The organism is Ruegeria sp. SCSIO 43209 (assembly GCF_019904295.1).
GTDB lineage: Bacteria > Pseudomonadota > Alphaproteobacteria > Rhodobacterales > Rhodobacteraceae > Ruegeria.
On sequence record NZ_CP065359.1, the window covers coordinates 1,924,755 to 1,943,657 of the forward strand.

19 protein-coding genes are annotated in these 18,903 nt (G+C 57.9%); 14 read left to right on the forward strand and 5 right to left on the reverse strand.

All coding sequences use genetic code 11. The features are described from left to right. Nucleotides 1-5 precede the first annotated feature (5 nt). Nucleotides 6-2,165 (forward strand): selenide, water dikinase SelD, encoded by a 2,160-nt coding sequence (gene selD, locus I5192_RS09680; protein ID WP_223116751.1) that lies wholly within the window; start codon nt 6-8, stop codon nt 2,163-2,165. Here selD and mnmH read toward each other — a convergent pair. Beyond that, the gene (gene mnmH, locus I5192_RS09685; RefSeq protein ID WP_223116752.1) at nt 2,156-3,208 is read right to left on the reverse strand and encodes a tRNA 2-selenouridine(34) synthase MnmH; all 1,053 of its coding nucleotides are present in this window, start codon (nt 3,206-3,208) and stop codon (nt 2,156-2,158) included. The two genes, selD and mnmH, sit on opposite strands and share 10 nt — an antisense overlap. Nucleotides 3,209-3,359: 151 nt before the next feature. Here mnmH and I5192_RS09690 point away from each other — a divergent pair, with 151 nt between their 5' ends. Further along, on the forward strand, nt 3,360-5,012 hold the full coding sequence (locus tag I5192_RS09690; RefSeq protein WP_223116753.1) for a sulfotransferase: 1,653 nt from the start codon (nt 3,360-3,362) through the stop codon (nt 5,010-5,012). Between the two features lie 52 nt (nt 5,013-5,064). On the opposite strand, the gene I5192_RS09695 is transcribed toward I5192_RS09690, so the two are convergent. Further along, nucleotides 5,065-6,642, reverse strand: coding sequence for a bifunctional UDP-sugar hydrolase/5'-nucleotidase (locus I5192_RS09695; RefSeq protein ID WP_170464941.1), 1,578 nt, complete (start codon nt 6,640-6,642; stop codon nt 5,065-5,067). A 108-nt stretch (nt 6,643-6,750) separates the two neighbouring features. Between I5192_RS09695 and I5192_RS09700 the strand changes: the two genes are divergently transcribed. Genes I5192_RS09700 through arsC form a run of 4 tightly spaced genes read left to right on the forward strand, consistent with a single transcriptional unit; the run spans nt 6,751 to nt 8,910 of the window. Further along, nucleotides 6,751-7,089: a DUF952 domain-containing protein gene (locus tag I5192_RS09700; protein WP_223116754.1), complete on the forward strand. Its 339-nt coding sequence runs from the start codon at nt 6,751-6,753 to the stop codon at nt 7,087-7,089. Beyond that, nucleotides 7,086-7,517: a DUF1330 domain-containing protein gene (locus I5192_RS09705; protein ID WP_170420906.1), complete on the forward strand. Its 432-nt coding sequence runs from the start codon at nt 7,086-7,088 to the stop codon at nt 7,515-7,517. The genes I5192_RS09700 and I5192_RS09705 overlap by 4 nt, the downstream gene beginning before the upstream one ends. Next, on the forward strand, nt 7,514-8,572 hold the full coding sequence (locus I5192_RS09710) for a quinone-dependent dihydroorotate dehydrogenase (protein WP_223116755.1): 1,059 nt from the start codon (nt 7,514-7,516) through the stop codon (nt 8,570-8,572). Before I5192_RS09705 ends, I5192_RS09710 begins: the two co-directional genes overlap by 4 nt. After that, complete coding sequence (gene arsC / locus I5192_RS09715) at nt 8,569-8,910, forward strand: arsenate reductase (glutaredoxin) (RefSeq protein ID WP_223116756.1); 342 nt, start codon at nt 8,569-8,571, stop codon at nt 8,908-8,910. Before I5192_RS09710 ends, arsC begins: the two co-directional genes overlap by 4 nt. On the opposite strand, the gene I5192_RS09720 is transcribed toward arsC, so the two are convergent. The 3 genes from I5192_RS09720 to I5192_RS09730 are packed head-to-tail and all read right to left on the reverse strand — an operon-like array spanning nt 8,907 to nt 11,165. Then, nucleotides 8,907-10,223, reverse strand: coding sequence for an MATE family efflux transporter (locus I5192_RS09720; protein WP_223116757.1), 1,317 nt, complete (start codon nt 10,221-10,223; stop codon nt 8,907-8,909). The genes arsC and I5192_RS09720 overlap by 4 nt on opposite strands. Nucleotides 10,224-10,225: 2 nt before the next feature. Next, nucleotides 10,226-10,744 carry a PaaI family thioesterase gene (locus I5192_RS09725; protein WP_170391910.1) on the reverse strand — a complete coding sequence of 173 codons (519 nt, stop codon included), beginning with the start codon at nt 10,742-10,744 and terminating at the stop codon, nt 10,226-10,228. Between the two features lies 1 nt (nt 10,745). Further along, nucleotides 10,746-11,165: a PaaI family thioesterase gene (locus I5192_RS09730; protein WP_223116758.1), complete on the reverse strand. Its 420-nt coding sequence runs from the start codon at nt 11,163-11,165 to the stop codon at nt 10,746-10,748. A gap of 117 nt (nt 11,166-11,282) precedes the next feature. On the opposite strand from I5192_RS09730, the gene I5192_RS09735 reads away from it, so the two are divergent. From I5192_RS09735 to I5192_RS09770, 8 genes are all read left to right on the forward strand, one after another. Further along, nucleotides 11,283-11,651, forward strand: a complete 369-nt coding sequence (locus I5192_RS09735) for a MerR family DNA-binding transcriptional regulator (protein WP_170391912.1) — start codon at nt 11,283-11,285, stop codon at nt 11,649-11,651. A 172-nt stretch (nt 11,652-11,823) separates the two neighbouring features. Continuing rightward, nucleotides 11,824-12,225, forward strand: a complete 402-nt coding sequence (locus I5192_RS09740) for a MerR family DNA-binding transcriptional regulator (RefSeq protein ID WP_039536426.1) — start codon at nt 11,824-11,826, stop codon at nt 12,223-12,225. A 38-nt stretch (nt 12,226-12,263) separates the two neighbouring features. Beyond that, nucleotides 12,264-14,045 carry an acyl-CoA dehydrogenase C-terminal domain-containing protein gene (locus tag I5192_RS09745; protein WP_223116759.1) on the forward strand — a complete coding sequence of 594 codons (1,782 nt, stop codon included), beginning with the start codon at nt 12,264-12,266 and terminating at the stop codon, nt 14,043-14,045. A 53-nt stretch (nt 14,046-14,098) separates the two neighbouring features. Continuing rightward, on the forward strand, nt 14,099-14,311 hold the full coding sequence (locus I5192_RS09750; protein ID WP_170391916.1) for a hypothetical protein: 213 nt from the start codon (nt 14,099-14,101) through the stop codon (nt 14,309-14,311). 31 nt (nt 14,312-14,342) lie between these two features. Continuing rightward, nucleotides 14,343-14,981 (forward strand): glutathione S-transferase family protein, encoded by a 639-nt coding sequence (locus tag I5192_RS09755; RefSeq protein ID WP_223116760.1) that lies wholly within the window; start codon nt 14,343-14,345, stop codon nt 14,979-14,981. A gap of 12 nt (nt 14,982-14,993) precedes the next feature. Then, entirely contained in the window at nt 14,994-16,205 is a 1,212-nt protein-coding gene (locus I5192_RS09760) for an acetyl-CoA C-acetyltransferase (protein WP_170635958.1), read from the forward strand. Next, nucleotides 16,205-16,693: a cupin domain-containing protein gene (locus I5192_RS09765; RefSeq protein ID WP_170391922.1), complete on the forward strand. Its 489-nt coding sequence runs from the start codon at nt 16,205-16,207 to the stop codon at nt 16,691-16,693. The genes I5192_RS09760 and I5192_RS09765 overlap by 1 nt, the downstream gene beginning before the upstream one ends. Next, on the forward strand, nt 16,686-18,887 hold the full coding sequence (locus tag I5192_RS09770) for a 3-hydroxyacyl-CoA dehydrogenase NAD-binding domain-containing protein (RefSeq protein WP_223116761.1): 2,202 nt from the start codon (nt 16,686-16,688) through the stop codon (nt 18,885-18,887). Before I5192_RS09765 ends, I5192_RS09770 begins: the two co-directional genes overlap by 8 nt. Nucleotides 18,888-18,903 lie beyond the last annotated feature (16 nt).

Sequence of the window (18,903 nt, forward strand, 5' to 3'; positions counted from 1 at the left end):
GACCTATGCACAAACCTCTGCTGCCCCTAACCCGCGATCTGGTTCTGATAGGCGGAGGACACACGCACGCGCTACTGCTGCGCAAATGGGGTATGAAACCACTGTCCGGCGCGCGGGTTACGGTGATAAACCCCGGTCCCACCGCACCCTATTCGGGCATGTTGCCAGGATTTGTCGCTGGTCACTATCAGCGGTGGGAGCTTGATATTGATTTGGTGCGTCTGGCCCGCTTTGCCGGTACGCGGGTGATACTGGGCGCAGTTGAAGGTATCGACCCGGACACACGCCAAATCCATGTGCCCGGACGCCCGCCGGTGGCGTTTGATGTGGCCTCGGTCAATGTCGGGATCACCTCGGATATGCCAGCATTGCCGGGATTCGCCGAGCATGCCGTTCCGGCCAAGCCGCTCGGCCTCTTCGCCGCGCAGTGGCAAAGCTATCTTTCAGGGACGGGCCGCGCCTTGGTCGCCGTGATCGGTGGTGGCGTTGCGGGAGTAGAGCTAGTCATGGCGATGGCCCATGCACTGCGTTCCAGAGGACGTGAAGCGCAGGTTACGTTGATCGACAGTGCAACAGCCCTGACAGCGACTGTCCCGAAGGCATCCGCTACCATCCGGCAGGCGATGGCGCACCTGGGGATCGAAGTTCTGGAAAACGCATCAATCCAGAAGATTTCTGCGGGCGAAATCGAGCTAACGGACGGTCGCCAGATACCGGCCGATTTCATCACCGGTGCTGCAGGCGCGCGGCCCTATGAGTGGATATCCAATACCGGCCTCGCGCTGCATGACGGTTTCATCAAAGTGAACGCGTCTCTGCAATCCAGCGATCCGGCGATTTTCGCCGCTGGAGATTGCGCCCACCTGTCCGAGAACCCGCGCCCCAAGGCAGGGGTCTACGCAGTGCGCGAGGCACCAATACTGTATGACAATTTGCGCGCCGCGCTAGGGTCTGGGAGTATGCGGCGTTACGTGCCGCAGAAGGATTACCTGAAACTCATCTCTCTGGGTGGAAAATCCGCACTGGCCGAACGATTGGGAACATCGTTCAGCGGACCGCTTATGTGGCAATGGAAAAACCATATCGATCAGAAGTTCATGAACCGATTCCGTGAACTGCCCCAAATGCTCACCACCGCATTGCCCCGTCATCACGCAGCAGGGCTGCAAGAGGCGTTGGGAGAAAAACCAATGTGCGGCGGGTGTGGTGCAAAGGTGGGTCGAGGCGCTTTGCAGGCCGCATTGCAGGAGTTGCCGCAGCTCGACAGGCCCGACATTACACCCCTGCCCGGTGACGATGCGTCGGTGCTGTTAACCGGTGGCACGCGACAGGTTATGACATCGGATCACTTACGCAGCTTCACCAACGATCCCGCCTTGATGACGCGTATCGCCGCTGTCCACGCGCTTGGTGATATCTGGGCAATGGGCGCTCGTCCGCAGGCTGCGACAGCAACGATCATCCTGCCGCGCATGTCAGCTGAGCTGCAGCAGCGCACAATGGCTGAGATCATGCATATTGCCAGCGACGTCATGCACCAAGCCGGGGCTGAGATCGTCGGCGGCCATAGCTCAATGGGTGACGAAATGACGATCGGGTTCACTCTGACCGGGCTCTGTGATGCTGAACCGATCACGCTGGGTGGCGCAAAACCTAATGATGCTTTGATCCTGACAAAGCCGTTGGGCAGCGGTGTTTTGATGGCGGCCGAAATGGCGGGCAAGGCGGAAGGCGCCTGGGTCGCGGCAGCTTTCGCGCAAATGATACAGCCACAGGGTGAGGCGTCCCGCATCCTGAAAAATGCCCATGCGATGACGGATGTCACCGGTTTTGGTCTGGCGGGTCACCTGCAAGGGGTATGCGAAGCGTCTGGCTGCGGGGCAACCCTGTCTTTGGACGCGATTCCAGCTCTGGAAGGTGCGGCAGAGCTCAGTGATCAGGGCATTCGATCTACAATCTACACCGACAACCGTGCCATCGCCCCAGGCCTTCCGACCGGCGGCAAGGCGGATTTATTATTCGATCCTCAGACTGCGGGAGGTCTCTTGGCGGCCGTCGATGCCAACAAAGCCGAGCAAGTATGCTCGGAACTACGCGCCGCCGGTTACCCTGCCGCCCTGATTGGTCACATCGACGCTACATCGGGCCTGCGTGTTCAAAGCTGATCCAGAACATTCTTAATCCGAGCCACCGTCGCCGACAGCCCGGTATCATCAAGTGACGGTGCCTCAATCTGCGCGATCACTTCGGCACGCTGCGCCTTACGCGATTTGGCATAGGCCGGGTCGTAATGCTGTTCCATCAATGCCTGTGTCAGTCCACGCTTGTCGCCGGCATCGATCATTTCCAGCCAACCATCCACAACTTCATGGCCGCGGTGAATGCGCAGTGGAGACAATCGATCACGCAGCCGTTCGCTATCCGACAGGATGTCATCATAAGCAGACACCAGATACGCGGTGCGCGCAGCAATCGGTGCTGTGATCTGGATGCGAGGTGCAGAACACAAGGCCGACCACAGGCTGGGCGGGAGGATCAGGTTTCCGATCTTGGATGATTCTGCTTCAACAACCACCGGACGCGCTGCATCCAGCTCGCCCAAGGAAGCGGCGAGCGCGGATTCGAAGGCTTTCTGACTGGGTTGCCCACCCGGCATTTCGCCCAACAATGAGCCTCGGTGATTGGCCAGCCCTTCAAGGTCCAGCACTTGCGCGCCTTGCGCCTTTAGATGGCCCAACAGGTCTGTCTTGGCCGTCCCGGTATAACCATCCAGCGCGACCAATCGATATGGCAACACTTCATCATAGAGGAACTGCTTTACCAGTCGGCGATAGCTGCGATAGCCGCCTTCAACCACCTCGGCGCGCCAGCCGATTTGTTGCAACATCCAGGTAAATGATCCTGATCGCTGCCCGCCACGCCAGCAATAGACCAGCGGTTTCCAGTCGCCCTCATGATGGCTCAGGTGATCCTCGATATGGCCTGCCGCGTTGCGAAACACCAGCGCAGCACCCAGCTTGCGGGCCAGAAACGGGCTTTGCTGGACGTAGATGGTACCGACCCATGCGCGTTCTTCATTGTCCAGAACCGGCAGATTGATAGCGCCCGGCATATGGTCTTCGGCGAACTCAGCCGGGCTACGCACGTCGACAATCGTATCAAACGTGTGGTTGTAGAATTGCTGCAGGCTGGAGACTTTCAAAACCATATCAACGGTCTATCCCGCATGGTGCCGGAAGAAAACCCTAGCCGCTGTTGAAGGTACCAGACCATAATACGGAACAGCCATTGCAAACCATCTTCGCTTGGGTAATGAACCATCGATACTGGTTTCTTATTGGCATGGGACGTGCGCACAAATGGCACAGCAGACCGCAAATTCCCTCAAGAGCAAAGCATTGGCCGATCTGGAGACAGGGAAGTTGCCGCAGGCCTTGAAAAAAGCGCAGCTTGGCATCAAGAAACACCCCAAGGATGCCGATTACCAAGCAATCGCAGGCTTTGTCCTGACCGAGATGAAGCGGTACAAGCAGTCCATTCCACACTTCGCTGAAGCATCGCGAATGAAACCGGACGATGCTCAATTTGTCGAAAACCTCGCCAACGCGTTAATGCAGACAGGTCAAATTCCGCGTGCGCTGTCTTATGCCGAGCAGAAACTTGAACGCTTCCCGAATAACAAAGAACTGGTCCGCGTCATTGATGAAATTCAGCTCAAGGGACAGAATTGGCGCCTGATCATCGACCATACGACGAACAAACTGGAAAAAGACCCTAACAATGCAGATTTGCTTTGGTTGCGGGCCCGCGCCTACGGAGAGGTCGGATTCTCCGATCACAGCTCTCAGGACATTGCCCGCGCTTATGGGATCGCACCTGAAAATGAAAAAATCGCATTGTCAAAAGCCGTAGACTTGTATCAATCGGGCGACAAAGAGGGCTCAAAAACCATTTTGCGCGCTGTACTTGAGAGAAACAAGTTTTGCGCGGCGGCGCTCTACCAAATGTCTCTAATGGTGGACAATGACCATGCCGAGAGCCTTGCGCGTGCTGTCGACACCGCAATTTCAGAAAGTGATCACGCCAACTCGGTGCTTGAATTCGCAAAGGCGCACTTGATCTCCAAACTTGATGGGCTGTTCTCGGCGCTCCCCCACTTTGCGCGGGCCAATGCCATTCAACACAACGTGAATCCGTATGACAGCACGCAAGAAGAGAAACGGTACAAAGAAATCAGCACGTTTTTTCCCCTGAATGTACCTCCTGCGACTGCAGGCGTAAGCGATGGGCCCAAGCCGATATTCGTAGTCGGACAGCCACGATCAGGCACAACACTGATGGAAATGATGCTTAGTTCGGCACCGGATATCGCCGGCTGCGGAGAGCTGACGATTGCAGGTGAATTATCCCAGAAGGTCAGAGAGAGCGGCAAACCATTTGACGCAGACGCAGCTGCTGAATGTGCAGCAGAGTTTCGCAGGCTGATGCCACCCTTACCCGAAAGTTCGACTGCATTCGTTGACAAGATGCCACATAACTATCAGCGGCTCGGCTTCATAATGTCAGCGTTCCCGAATGCCCGCGTGATCAACATGTTGCGCGATCCAAGGGATGTGGGGCTATCAAAATGGATCAGGCGTTTTCACTCACCGGGTATGCGCTATGCATCCAATCTTGAATCGATTGCCCACTCAGCCAACCTGTACCGGTGCTATCTTTCTCATTGGGAAAAGCTGTTCGGTGATCGTATTCTGACGGTTCGATATGAGGACCTGGTAGTCGACCCCAAAACCTGTATCCAGCAAGTCGCCGCCTTCTGCGGTATCGACTGGGATGAGCGGATGATGACCCCTGAGAAAAATACCCGGAAAGTCCGCACCGCCAGCACCGATCAGGTGCGCAAGAAAATCTCAACCGGGTCAATTGGTGGCTGGCAAGAGGTTGCGGATCAAATTCAGCCGATGTTGGATGGGCTGGATCAGGCATTGTGGCCCGAATACAGGTTCGATTGACCAAAAAAAGGCCGCCCCGAGAGACGGCCTTTTTTTTGCTTCTCCGGTCACATCACTTCTGTTTGATGCGCCCGTCCAGATAAGGCTGATACGGGGCGTTCTCGGCTAGATATTCCGCCGTAACATCCGCCAGATCAGGCCCGAAATCATAGGCGTTCTTGTCATCACCTGAGAACACAGAGTAACCATCGCCGCCATTGCGGACATAGTTGTTTGTCACCACCAGATATGTCGCAGCTGGATCAATAGCTTCGAAACCGCCATCCTTGGCGACCATGACCTCAACAATCCGGCCCTCATTCGGGGCAACCGATGGATCCCAGGTAAATGTCATTCCTGCCACCTGAGGGAAGCGGCCTTTGACCTCTTCAACTTGGCTCACCCCGTTTTCAAGAGCATCAATCACGCCCTGACCGCTGATCTCGAAGGTCGAGAGCGTGTTCTGGAACGGCAGAACTGTCAGCACCTCACCCATGGTCACCTCACCCGGATCGATCGAGGCGCGCAGCCCACCCGAGTTCGCAATCGCAATCTGGGCGCCCTGATCGGCAACCCGCGCCAGCATGGCATCCGCAACAAGATTGCCCATTTCACATTCCTGCACGCGACAAACGGACCGGTCGCCTTCAATCGAAGCTGACGCTTCCGCGACAACCTTGTTGCGAATTTCATCCAGCGGAACGGCCAGCTCGGCGATGCGGTCCAGCGCGGCCTGATCCTCGGTCACCGCATTGTCCATGATCAGCGGTTCACCCTCAGCGGATACAACATTTCCGTCATCATCGAATGTCACATTCAATTCACCCAGAAACTTGCCATAGGCATAGGCCTGAACGATCTGCACCCCGTTTACGACGGTCGGGTACGGCCCGGCGGCCTTGTCGGATGTGTTCGAAAGATATGTGTTCGAATGCCCACCCACGATCACGTCAACGCCCGTGGTCTCCTGCGCCACGCGCTGATCGACGCCATAGCCTGAGTGGCTGAGAACGATGATCTTGTTCACACCTTCGCCGGTCAGCTTGTCGACCTCAGCCTGAACGGCAGGAACTGGATCAGAGAAGGTGATGTTTGGACCGGGTGACGCGATATCGTGCGTGTCTTCCGGTGTCAGTCCGATCAGACCGATCTTTTCGCCGCCCACTTCGATCACAGCCGATTTCTTGATCTTGTCGGTCAGCAGTTCCTCATCCGCATAATCGGCGTTGGACATCAGCACCGGGAAATCGACCGAGTCGATGAAGCCGCGCAGCACCTCAGGGCCATCGTCGAATTCATGGTTGCCCACAGTCATGGCGTCATAGCCCAGCTTGTTCATGAACTCAGCCGCAACCTTACCCTTGTAGTAGGTATAGAACAGCGAGCCCTGGAACTGGTCGCCCCCATCAACGAGGATCGAGTTATCGGCCCGTCCGCGGGCCTCTTCGACTGCCGTCACAAGGCGCGCCGATCCACCAAAGCACTTGCCTTCGGCATTGTCTTCGTCGCCACAGGCGCTGTCGTACTTGTTGATCGGCTCAAAGCGCGAGTGGAAATCGTTTGTATGCAGAATCGTAAGCTTGTATTCGGCAGCCGCCATACCGGCGCTTAGCCCCAATACCGCAGCCGAAGCCAGAAAACGGGTGAACATCGTGAAACTCCCTATGATTGTTTTGCGCGATGGTGCGCGTTGCGTGGCGAAGAGTCAAAGGGGGAAATCCGGCTTGATTCTACCTGTCGTGCGGGGCATCAGGACTTCATGCTGATTTACAAGATCTTCCGCGCCGATGAATGGGCAAACCTGCAGGCACAAGGGGCTTCGGATGGTGCACCGATTGATGTGTTGGATGGATATGTTCATTTCTCAACCGCAGAACAGGCCGCTGAAACCGCTGCCAAGCACTTTGCCGGGGTCGAGGGCCTGACCCTCTTGGCCTGTGATAGCCAAGCAATGGGCGATGATCTGAAATGGGAGGTCTCGCGTGGTGGCGCATTGTTCCCCCATCTCTACCGCCAGATTAAAATGTCGGATGTGGTCTGGTCACGCGAACTGCCCTTTGACGGTCAGGCGCACCAGTTCCCGCAGGAGATGGAATGACACGCTTCATCGATCCCGAACGCGAACAGTTCGAGGCGTTTAAGGCCCTCGATCGAGACCATCCTATCGAGATGCTCAATCTGGTGAAGTTTCGCGAAACAGCTCAGTATCCGTCCGATCACGCGCTGGCCGGCGCACATCTGACCGGCGCACAGGCCTATGGCAAATACGGGTCTGAAACCGCGCCTATCGTCGCCCGCATAGGAGCGTCGATCCTTTGGCGCGGCGCATTTCAGACTATGCTGATCGGTCCACAAAATGAGGCTTGGGATGCTGTGTTCATCGCCCGCTACCCCACCGCCCACGCATTTCTTGAGATGGTGACCGACCCTGCCTATCGCGCCGCGGTGATACACCGGCAGGCCGCCGTTGAAACCTCGCGCCTGATACGTTGCGCGCCGACAGAGGGTGGAGATTCCTTCGGATGAAACTGACCGAAAAACTTGGGCTCGCTGCGCTGCACCGTCTTGACCCGGAAACCGCGCATGGGCTTTCGATCAAGGCCCTGACCTCGGGGCTTGCACCGACGCCTGGGCCGGTCACATCGGACCGGCTGAAGACCCGAGTCGCGGGTCTGGATTTGCCCAACCCCGTCGGACTGGCTGCGGGGTATGATAAGAATGGCGAGGCGCTGGCCCCGCTCTCGCGCGCCGGATTCGGGTTTATCGAAGTGGGTGCGGTGACACCCCGCCCACAGCCAGGCAACCCTAAACCGCGCCTCTTCCGCCTGACCGAAGACCACGCGGCGATCAACCGCTTTGGCTTCAACAATGAAGGTATGGAAGTCATGGCCACGCGTCTTGCGCAGCGTCCCAAGGACGCGGTGATCGGTCTGAACCTCGGGGCCAACAAAGACAGTGATGATCGCCCCAGAGACTTCGCCAAAGTGCTTGCCCATTGCGCTGCGCATTTGGACTTTGCCACCGTCAACGTGTCTTCACCCAACACCGAAAAGCTGCGAGATTTACAGGGCAAAGCAGCGCTAACTGCGCTGCTGAGCGGTGTGATCGAAACCCGAAACGCCCTGCCACGCCCGATCCCTATCTTCCTGAAGATCGCCCCGGATCTAACTGAGCACGAATTGCAGGATATCGCCGCTGTCGCCCGTGAAACCGGCGTGGACGCGGTGATCGCCACCAACACCACGCTGTCGCGCGATGGCCTGCGCAGTGCGCACAAGGATCAGGCCGGAGGCCTGTCCGGCGCGCCGTTGTTCGAGAAATCGACGCGGGTGCTGGCGCAGCTCAGCCAGTTGACGGGCGCAGATATCCCGCTGATCGGGGTCGGTGGCATCAGCACGGCAGAACAGGCCTATGCCAAGATCTGCGCCGGAGCGTCCGCAGTGCAGTTCTACACGGCGATGGTCTATGGCGGGATTTCCCTGGCCGCTGACATCGCACAGGGGTTGGACACGCTGCTGGAGCGCGACGGCTTCGATTCGGTCGCGCAAGCGGTGGGCAGTAAACGAGAGGACTGGCTATGATCGAATATTGGCACAATCCGCGCTGTTCCAAATCCCGCGCGGGGTTGGCGTTGCTGCAGGAAAACGGCGCAGATCCTGAGGTGCGCAAATACCTCGAAGACGCGCCCTCGGCCGATGAAATCCGGACGGTTCTGGCCAAGCTGATTATCCCGGCGATCAGCATGATGCGCACCGGAGAGAAAACGTTCAAAGAGCTTGGCCTGGCCAAGACCTCGCCCGATGAGAAGCTTGTTCAGGCCATGGCCGAACACCCGATCCTGATCGAGCGTCCGCTGGCCATCGCGGGCGACAAAGCCGCTATCGGACGCCCGCCCGAGAACCTGCTGGACTTGCTTTAGGCGATCTGTGCCTCAAGTCGCGGATAGCGCCAACCAAGCGTAAGGCCCCGTGCGATGTTCAACGCCATCAGCGCGGCCCAAAGACCATGATTGCCCATCGTCGGCACCAGCACGAACAACGCAACCACGTACAGCGCGACTGACTGGATCATCGCATTACGCATATCGCGGGTCCAGGTGGCCCCGATATAGATGCCGTCGAACATCCAGCTTGCCACTCCGATGACCGGTGCCAGAGCGGCCCAGATCAGATATTCGCGTGCCGTCGCCCGAACATCAGGCGATGTCGACATCAGATCGATCAGCGCGGGCCCTGCCAGGTAAAACACCAGCCCAAGCCCGATGGCCCCGCCAACGCCCCATTGCGAAGCCATGACCGACGCGCGCCGGACCTTCCGGCGGTCGCGAGCACCGACGGCTCCTCCGACAAGAGCTTCAGCCGAGAAAGCAAATCCGTCCAAAGCGAATGCGGTGATTTCGAGAAACTGCAATAACACCTGATTGGCCGCCAAATTCACGTCGCCCAGATCGGAACCGACAAACAAAAACGTGGTGAATGCTCCGGTCAACAGAACCGAGCGCACCATGATATCGCCATTCACCTGCATCATCCGGCGCAGCCGTGCGGCATCAAAAATACGCGGCCAATCCCGCCATTGCTTGCCGCCAAACGCATCACCACAAAGCCACAAACCCAGGGCAAGACCCGTCCACTCGGCAATCAGTGTCGCGATGGCAACGCCCTCGACACCCCAGCCCAGGCCAAGCACAAACCATAGATCCAGCGCTATATTCAGCCCATTCATCCATATCTGCAGGATGAATACACCTCGCGTGCGTTCGACTGCGATCAGCCAGCCTGTCACCGCATAAAGGGCAATCGTGGCCGGAGCGCCCCAGATGCGAATCTCCAGATAGGCGCGCGTCAGAGACTCGACTTCGGCGCTGGCGGGCGACAGTGCAAAAGCTCCAAGGAATACCCAAACCTGCGCGACAATGAAGACCAATCCTGCTGTTCCGCCCAGCAGCAAGCCTCGCATGAGCAACGCTCCGGTTTCTGCAGTGTCACCTGCACCGCGCGCCTGTGCCGCCAGCCCGGTGGTGCCCATCCGCAGAAAGCCGAAAATCCAGTAGATCGCAGACAGGATCACCGCACCCATGCCCACAGCCCCGATGGGGGCGGCCTGCCCCATCTGACCGACAACGCCGGTATCCACTGCCCCGAGGATCGGTACGGTCGCGTTCGACAGCACGATCGGCAACGCGATTTTCAAAACGCGCCGATGGGTAATGGGCGCTGAGGCGTCCTCCATCCTTAGTCTTTCGATGTCGGAGATTGCGGCATCAGGAAGTGCCCCGTACCTTGCGCAAAGAGTTTGGCGTGATTGTCTTGCCAGGCTTCGACCCGGACAGAGGCATAACGTCGACCCGAGCGATTGATGAAAGCGCGCGCATAGGCGTCTCGCGGCAGGCCAGACCGCAGGTAGTCGACCGTGAAGTCGATGGTTTTGGGAAAGCGGATATTCACGTCAGTCAGGATGTCCTCCGCACCGATCTCACCGCTTTCAATCCTGGGAAACATATGTTCCCAACTCAGCGTGATTACGGCAGTGACTTCCAGAAACGCCGCTGTCACCCCACCGTGGATAGCGGGTAGAAAAGGATTACCGATCAACTTCTCATCGAAATTCAGAACGCCTGTCAGTTCGTCCCCCCGCCGGTCGAATGTTATATTAAGGAACCGAATATACGGCACACCTTCGACCAGCGCGGTCAATGCGGCATCACGGCGTTGCTTGACCACCTGCATAGGTTCTGGGCGAGGTCTTGCCATCTTAGCGACCCTCCACGGTGAAGGCACCTGAAGCGGTGGCAACGGGACGGTCGCTGTCATCATCCGTCGCCGTCGCCCGCACAAAAGCCACGTTGCGCGTGATGTGATAGCAGGTCGCGCGGGTCCGGATACTTTGACCCGGCGTTGCGGCCCGCATGTAATCAATACGCAGATCGATGGTGGCGGTTCCTCCCGGGGCTGAGGGGTGGCTCATCACTGCGGCACCGCAACAGGTATCCAGCATGGCCGACACAGCCCCGCCATGGATCACGCCAGTCCGAGGATCGCCGATCAGTTGCTCGTTATAGGGCATCGAGATTTCAGCCTCGCCCTCTCCGATGTGGGTCAGATCAAGCCCCAAGGCCTTGGCGTGCGGAATCGCCTCGATGAACTGGCGCGCTAAAACTGTCTTATCGGCCATGGGGTTGGGTCCTGTCCTTGTACCTGCCCCTTTATGGGCCTGCGTTTACACCAAGGGCAAGCCCACCTGTTGCGCTTGCCGCAACGACGCCCTAGGTTGCTGCCAAGGAGACCCGGAATGTCCGACACCCGTTTGTCATTCAAAGAAATGTGCGCCGAGTTCGACGTGACCCCACGCACCCTGCGCTATTACGAATACATCGAATTGCTGCAGCCTGACCGTGAAGGCAGGTCGCGGTTTTACGGGCCTCGTGAATGCGCCCGGATGAAACTGATCATGCGTGGTCGAAAGTTTGGATTTCCTTTGGAAGAGATTCGTCAGTGGCTGCTGATCTACGAAGATCAGGGCAATCAGGCGCAGATGGCGACCTTTATCGAGATGGCCGATCGTCAAATGGAAGAGCTGCGCCAGCAGCGCGCGCAGTTGGATGAAGCAATGGATGCGCTTCAGCAATTGCGCGATCAGACCGTCGGCCTGCTGAAATAGCCCCTTCCCCTACGGCAAGAAAATTGCCGAAACCCCTACTTACGCGACTGGATGTTACGTCAACTATTTTGTGACGCAGCGTCCGCATTACGTAAACGTCACTTGTGTGTTGTAAAACGCTCATCGACTGCGCAACTCAGATTGCATGACGCCAGTGATGAGAGTTTGAACCATGACCGAAGATCTGCTGACCATCCGCGAAATGTGCGAGACCTATGATGTCACGCCCCGCACATTGCGGTTCTACGAGGCCAAAGAGCTTTTGTTTCCGATCCGCGAGGGCCAAAAGCGCTTGTTCACCAAACGGGATCGTGCACGCCTGAAACTGATCCTGCGCGGCAAGCGCTTTGGCTTCAGCCTCGAAGAGATCCGCCAGCTTCTGGACCTGTACCACGTGGGTGACCAGCAGCTGACCCAGATGTCCCGCACTTATGAAATCGCGTGCGAGCGCCTTGCTGACATGGAATCGCGCCGCGAAGAGCTGACGCAGGCCATTGACGAACTAAAAGAGCAGTTGCGCTGGGGCGAAAAGGTTATCGCCTCGATGAAACAGGAAAAGAAGGCCGCCGAATAAGCCCGGCCTTTCGGACATATGAATTAAGGGAGCTTCACATGCCCGTCTATAACGCGCCAACCAAAGATACGCAGTTCATCCTGCACGATGTTCTGAAAGTCTCGCAGTCGGATATCCCCGGCTATGATGAACTGGAGGCCGAGTTTACCGGCGCGGTTCTGGAAGAAGCGGGCAAAGTTGCCACCAATGTGTTGCACCCGCTGAACGTGGTTGGGGACATCGAAGGGTGCCGGTTGGAAAACGGGATTGTGTACACCCCAACAGGTTTCAAAGATGCCTTCGAGCAGATGAAAGAAGGCGGCTGGACTGGCCTCGACATGCCGGAAGAGTATGGCGGCCAGAACATGCCTTATGTGATGGGTACTGCGGTGGGCGAAATGTTCTCGGGCGCGAACCAGGCGTTTGTGATGTATCAGGGCCTGACCCACGGCGCAGCCTCGGCAATCCTCGCGCATGGTTCGGATGAGCAAAAGAACACGTACCTGCCCAACATGGTCAGCTGCGAATGGACCGGCACCATGAACCTGACCGAACCGCATTGCGGTACCGATCTGGGCCTGATGCGCACCAAGGCGGAACCTCAGGGCGACGGTAGCTACAAGATTTCCGGTCAGAAAATCTTTATCTCGGCGGGCGATCACGACATGGCCGACAACATCATTCACCTGGTGCTGGCCAAAATTCCAGGCGGACCCGAGGGCATCAAAGGTGTGTCGCTGTTTATTGTCCCGAAGTTTATCGTGAACGAAGACGGTACTCCTGGCGAGCGTAATGGTGTTTCGGTCGGCAAGATCGAGGAAAAGATGGGCATCCACGGCAATTCGACCTGCGTCATGAACTATGACGAGGCCACCGGCTGGCTGCTGGGCGACGAACACAAAGGCATGCGCGCCATGTTCACGATGATGAACGAAGCGCGTCTGGGTGTGGGCATGCAAGGACTGTCTCAGGCCGAGGCAGCGTATCAAAACGCCGTCGAATACGCCAAAGACCGCCTGCAGGGCCGCGACGTAACAGGTGTGAAGAACCCGGACGGCCCCGCCGATCCGCTGATCGTACACCCCGACATTCGCCGCAACCTGATGGATCAGAAAAGCTTCACCGAGGGCGCACGCGCATTCATCCTGTGGGGCGCAACCATGATCGACAAGGCGCACCGCTCGGGTGACAAGGATGCGGACGGGCTGATCTCGCTGCTGACACCGGTCATCAAGGGCTTCCTGACGGATGAAGGCTACGACATGACCGTTCAGGCGCAGCAGGTCTATGGCGGCCATGGCTACATCGAAGAATGGGGCATGTCGCAATACACCCGCGACGCCCGCATCGCGATGATCTACGAAGGGGCAAACGGCGTTCAGGCGTTGGATCTTGTCGGCCGGAAGCTGGCGCAGGATGGCGGCAAGCATGTCATGGCGTTCTTTGAGATGGTTAAAACCTTCTGCAAGGAAAATGCCGGCAAGGATGAAGCTTATAACAAAGCGTTCATCGAACCGCTGAAGGCCGCGTCCAAGGACCTGCAAGCCGCTGGCATGTATTTCATGCAGGAAGGCATGAAGAACCCTAACAACGCGCTGTCCGGTTCGTATGACTTCATGCACATGTTTGGTCATGTTTGCCTGGGCCTGATGTGGGCTCAGATGGCGAAAGCCGCTCGCGAAGCGCTGGATGGTGGCGCCTCGGACAAAGAGTTCTACGAGACCAAGATCAATACCGGTCGCTTCTACATGGCCCGTCGCTTGCCCGCGACAGCCATGCATTTGGCGCGCATCCAAACCGGAGCGGACACGGTAATGGCGCTGGACGCAGCGAACTTCTGATCTCAGTGTGGGCTCGGGCGTCGTAGCCCGAACCCACCCTTGGAGGAGACAAGATGCCAAAACGCTTTCGCCTGACCCGCCGCTTTCCCGTCGCCATGACCGAGGATGGCTATCGCAAACTCCGCGGATTCGCGCGAGAGGCGGGATTGGATGAAGGTGAGGCTTTGTCGTTCCTGTTCGAGAATTTCAATAGCGTGATTGATCACGAGAACCTGACGCACAGATTGCGCATCTTCAACTCCGAGCTGGACGCAAGAAAGCGCTGAACGCGCAATACGCCTTGGGAGGGGCGCCCAAATGACCATCAAACTGCATTGCTTCGGTGAAAGCGGAAACAGCTACAAAGCCGCTCTGGCGCTTGAGATGTCGGGTCTGGAGTGGGAGGCGGTCTTTGTCGACTTTTTCAACGGCGCAACGCGCACCCCTGAATTCCGGGCCGAAGTGAACGAAATGGGCGAAGCACCCGTACTGGTCGATGGCGATTTTCGCACCAGTCAGTCTGGCGCAATTCAGGCCTATGTCACCGAGAAGTCCGGCAAATTCGGCGGCAAGGATCGTGATGAGAACTATGACATCTTCCGCTGGGTTCTATGGGACAATCACAAGCTTAGCTCGATGGCCGGACTGACCCGATTTCTGATCAACTTCCTGCCGGAACAGCACCGCAACCCGGATGTGATTGCGTTCAATCAAGGCCGGTTGAAAGCAGCCTATCAGACGCTGAACGCTCATCTTGATGGCCGTGATTGGATCGTTGGCGACAGGGTAACAAATGCTGATATCAGCTGCTGTGGCTATCTCTATTACCCAGAACCATTCGGCTTTGATCGCGCCGACTGGCCCAACATTGACGCCTGGCTGACGCGTCTCAGCGAACAGCCCGGCTGGAAACACCCCTATGACCTGATGCCCGGCAACCCGTCGGATCGAGCTTAAGGAGAAGACCCCATGACAGAAGCCTATATCTATGACGCCTTGCGCACGCCGCGCGGCAAGGGCCGCAAGGATGGCAGCCTGCACGAAGTAACGTCGGTGCGCCTGTCCGCACTGACCCTCAACGCGATGAAAGAACGCAACAATCTGGAAGGCCACGCCGTTGAAGACGTGATCTGGGGAAACGTCACACAAGTGATGGAGCAAGGCGGCTGTCTGGCACGCTCGGCGGTACTGGCCTCGGATCTGGATGAATCGATTCCCGGTCTTGCGATCAACCGGTTTTGTGCCTCGGGTATGGAAGCGGTAAATCTAGCGGCTAACCAGGTGAAGGGCGGCGCGGGTGAAGCCTATATCGCTGGTGGCGTGGAGATGATGGGTCGCGTGGCCATGGGCAGCGACGGTGCGGCAATTGCGGTTGATCCCTCGCTGGCGATGGAGACCTATTTTGTGCCGCAGGGTATCTCGGCAGATATTATCGCGACCGAATATGGTTTCAGCCGCGATGACGCGGATGCGCTGGCCGTTGAATCTCAGAAACGCGCTGCAGCGGCGTGGGAGGACAACCGGTTCGAGAAATCGGTCATCACAATCAAAGATCAGAACGGCCTGACCATTCTGGACCGCGACGAATATATGCGCCCCGGAACAGATATGCAGAGCCTTGGCGCGCTGAACCCGTCATTCCAGATGATGGGTGAACAGATGCCGGGGTTCGACAAGGTGGCGATGATCAAATACCCGCATCTTGAGCGGATCAACCACATCCACCACGCGGGCAACAGCTCGGGCATCGTGGACGGGGCGGCGGCTGTTCTGATCGGCAACAAGGAGTTTGGTGAGAAATACGGCCTGAAGCCGCGCGCCCGTATCAAGGCGACTGCCAAGATCGGCACCGACCCGACCATCATGCTGACCGGCCCGGTTCCGGTGACCGAGAAGATCCTGGCCGATAACGGCATGAAGATCGGCGATTTGGACTTGTTTGAAGTAAACGAAGCCTTCGCCTCGGTCGTGCTGCGCTTCCAGCAGGCGTTCGACGTCGATCCGGCGCTGGTGAACGTGAACGGCGGCTCGATCGCGATGGGTCACCCGCTGGGTGCAACCGGCGCGATGATTATCGGTACGCTGCTGGATGAGCTTGAGCGTCAGGACAAGGAAACCGGTCTGGCCACACTCTGCATCGCATCCGGTATGGGCGCGGCAACAATTATCGAGCGCGTCTGATGCCCAAACTGGATCTTTCTCAGATACCGTTCAAAGGCGGTTCATCTTATCCCGGCAAGTTAGCCGAGGCCACCGCGGGTCGTTTTGTCCAGCGCGTCGGAGATGCAGGCGGGCTGACCCAATACGGGGTCAACATCGTACGTTTGGAGCCCTCGGGGCTATCCTCGCTGCGCCATTACCACATGGAGCAGGACGAGTTTGCCATCATGCTCAGCGGCAAATGCATTCTGATCGATGATGATGGCGAGCATGAGATGCTGCCCGGTGACTGCGCCGCTTGGCCTGCAGGTGAGGCCAATGGCCATCACCTTGTGAACAAAACCGACACGCCCGCAACCTTTCTGGTGGTGGGCACCCGGACCCCGACCGAGACCGGCTATTACAGCGATATAGACATGATGGTGAAAGATGATGAGAACGGATTCTCTTTCACTCGCAAGGATGGCAGCCCGCTGACGGCTGACCAGATTGGAGATGACAATGACTGATTTCACCCTCAGCAAAGACGCCGATGGCGTCGCCTTCATCACCTGGGACGTTCCCGGCAAATCCATGAACGTCCTGTCGCGCGAGGCCTTCACTCTGGTCGGTGATCTGATCGATCAGGCGCTGGCGGATGATGAGATCAAGGGCATCGTTATCACCAGTGGAAAAGAAGGGTCGTTTGCAGGCGGCATGGACTTGAGCACGCTCGCCACGATCCGACAGGAGGCCGGCGACGAACCCGCGCAGGCACTGTTCGATTTCGTCATGAGTGGCCATAACATCCTGCGTCGGCTGGAACTGGCAGGCATGGACCCCAAGTCCAAAAAAGGCGGCAAGCCGGTCGCCTGTGCCATCAACGGCACCTGCGCAGGGATCGGGACCGAGATCGCATTGGCCTGTCATCACCGTGTGATGACCAGCAATCCGAAATCCAAGATCGGCCTGCCTGAGATTCTGCTGGGTATCTTCCCCGGTGGAGGCGGCACCATGCGCTACAGCCGTATGGTCGGCGCAATGGCAGCGGCACCCGTCTTGCTTGAAGGCAAGATGATGGACCCGAAGAAGGCCAAAGGCGCACAACTGATCGACGCGGTGGCGGATGATCCGGTTGCGGCGGCCAAGGAATGGGTACTGAACGCCAAGGAAGCTGATCTGGTAAAGCCGTGGGATGCCAAGGGCTACAAGATGCCCGGCGGCGCACCCTACCACCCCGCAGGTTTCATGACCTTCGTCGGCGCAAGCGCCATGGTGAACGGCAAGACTCAAGGTGCCTTCCCAGCGGCCAAGGCTCTGTTGAGTTCAATCTACGAAGGCGCATTGGTTGACTTTGACACCGCCTTGAAGATTGAGGCGCGCTGGTTCACCAACGTGCTCATGAACCCGTCTTCGTCAGCGATGATCCGGTCGCTGTTTCTGAACAAGGAGGCGCTGGAGAAAGGCGCAGTGCGGCCCAAGGACGTGCCCGATCAGCGGGTCAAGAAGATCGGCGTTCTGGGTGCCGGCATGATGGGGGCTGGTATCGCGCTAGTCTCGGCACAGGCCGGGATGGAGGTCGTTCTGATCGACCGCGATCAGGCGGCTGCCGACAAGGGCAAAGCCTATAGCGAAAGCTACATGGATAAAAGGATCAAGCGCGGCAAAGCGACGGCTGAGAAGAAAGAAGCCCTGTTGGACCGCATTACCGCCACGCCCGATCTGGAGCACCTGAAAGGCTGCGACCTGATCATCGAAGCCGTGTTCGAAGACCCCGGCGTCAAGGCTGAAATGACCAAGAAGGTCGAGGCGATCATCCCCAAGGATTGCATCTTTGCGTCGAACACCTCGACCCTACCGATCACAGATCTGGCCAGGGCCAGCGTACGGCCCGAGCAATTCATTGGCATCCACTTCTTCTCACCGGTCGAGAAGATGTTCTTGGTCGAGATCATCAAAGGCAAGGAGACCGGCGATCGTGCTGTCGCCAAGGCGCTGGACTATGTGCGCCAAATCCGCAAGACACCGATCGTGGTCAATGACGCGCGCTTCTTCTACGCCAACCGCTGCATTATTCCGTACATCAACGAAGGTCTGCGGATGATCACCGAAGGCGTCAGCCCTGTTCTGATCGACAATGCGGCGCGTCAGTTGGGCTTCCCCGTAGGACCCATTCAGCTGAACGACGAAACCTCGATTGACCTGGGGGCCAAGATCGCCCGCGCTACTAAGGCAGCTATGGGCAACGCTTACCCGGAAAATCCGGGCGATGATCTGATCTTTTGGATGGAAGAACAAGGTCGTCTGGGTCGCAAGGCCAATGCAGGATTCTTCGACTATGACGACAAGGGCAAACGTGTCGAGTATTGGAAGGGCCTGCAGGACAAATACCCACATGCCGCAAACCAGCCCGACCTGATCGAAGTGCAGGAACGTCTGATGTTCGCGCAGGTTCTGGAAGCCGTCCGTGCGCTGGAAGAAGGTGTTCTGGAAGATATCCGCGAGGGCGACGTGGGTGCGATACTTGGCTGGGGCTTTGCGCCGTGGTCCGGTGGCCCGCTCAGCTGGTTGGACATCATTGGTACGCCCTACGCCGCCGAACGCTGCGATCAACTTACCGAAGCCTATGGTGAGCGCTTTACCTGCCCGCCGCTGCTGCGCGAGATGGCGGAAAAAGGTCAGAGCTTCTATGGCCGCTTCAACCCCGAAGCACAGGCCGCCTGAACAAAGACAGCAGGCG

Bases quoted from the DNA above. Each gene is read 5' to 3' on its own strand.
- selD (WP_223116751.1), top strand. From the start codon at position 6: ATGCACAAACCTCTGCTGCCCCTAACCCGCGATCTGGTTCTGATAGGC.
- mnmH (WP_223116752.1), bottom strand. From the start codon at position 3,208: ATGGTTTTGAAAGTCTCCAGCCTGCAGCAATTCTACAACCACACGTTT.
- I5192_RS09690 (WP_223116753.1), top strand. From the start codon at position 3,360: ATGGCACAGCAGACCGCAAATTCCCTCAAGAGCAAAGCATTGGCCGAT.
- I5192_RS09695 (WP_170464941.1), bottom strand. From the start codon at position 6,642: ATGTTCACCCGTTTTCTGGCTTCGGCTGCGGTATTGGGGCTAAGCGCC.
- I5192_RS09700 (WP_223116754.1), top strand. From the start codon at position 6,751: ATGCTGATTTACAAGATCTTCCGCGCCGATGAATGGGCAAACCTGCAG.
- I5192_RS09705 (WP_170420906.1), top strand. From the start codon at position 7,086: ATGACACGCTTCATCGATCCCGAACGCGAACAGTTCGAGGCGTTTAAG.
- I5192_RS09710 (WP_223116755.1), top strand. From the start codon at position 7,514: ATGAAACTGACCGAAAAACTTGGGCTCGCTGCGCTGCACCGTCTTGAC.
- arsC (WP_223116756.1), top strand. From the start codon at position 8,569: ATGATCGAATATTGGCACAATCCGCGCTGTTCCAAATCCCGCGCGGGG.
- I5192_RS09720 (WP_223116757.1), bottom strand. From the start codon at position 10,223: ATGGAGGACGCCTCAGCGCCCATTACCCATCGGCGCGTTTTGAAAATC.
- I5192_RS09725 (WP_170391910.1), bottom strand. From the start codon at position 10,744: ATGGCAAGACCTCGCCCAGAACCTATGCAGGTGGTCAAGCAACGCCGT.
- I5192_RS09730 (WP_223116758.1), bottom strand. From the start codon at position 11,165: ATGGCCGATAAGACAGTTTTAGCGCGCCAGTTCATCGAGGCGATTCCG.
- I5192_RS09735 (WP_170391912.1), top strand. From the start codon at position 11,283: ATGTCCGACACCCGTTTGTCATTCAAAGAAATGTGCGCCGAGTTCGAC.
- I5192_RS09740 (WP_039536426.1), top strand. From the start codon at position 11,824: ATGACCGAAGATCTGCTGACCATCCGCGAAATGTGCGAGACCTATGAT.
- I5192_RS09745 (WP_223116759.1), top strand. From the start codon at position 12,264: ATGCCCGTCTATAACGCGCCAACCAAAGATACGCAGTTCATCCTGCAC.
- I5192_RS09750 (WP_170391916.1), top strand. From the start codon at position 14,099: ATGCCAAAACGCTTTCGCCTGACCCGCCGCTTTCCCGTCGCCATGACC.
- I5192_RS09755 (WP_223116760.1), top strand. From the start codon at position 14,343: ATGACCATCAAACTGCATTGCTTCGGTGAAAGCGGAAACAGCTACAAA.
- I5192_RS09760 (WP_170635958.1), top strand. From the start codon at position 14,994: ATGACAGAAGCCTATATCTATGACGCCTTGCGCACGCCGCGCGGCAAG.
- I5192_RS09765 (WP_170391922.1), top strand. From the start codon at position 16,205: ATGCCCAAACTGGATCTTTCTCAGATACCGTTCAAAGGCGGTTCATCT.
- I5192_RS09770 (WP_223116761.1), top strand. From the start codon at position 16,686: ATGACTGATTTCACCCTCAGCAAAGACGCCGATGGCGTCGCCTTCATC.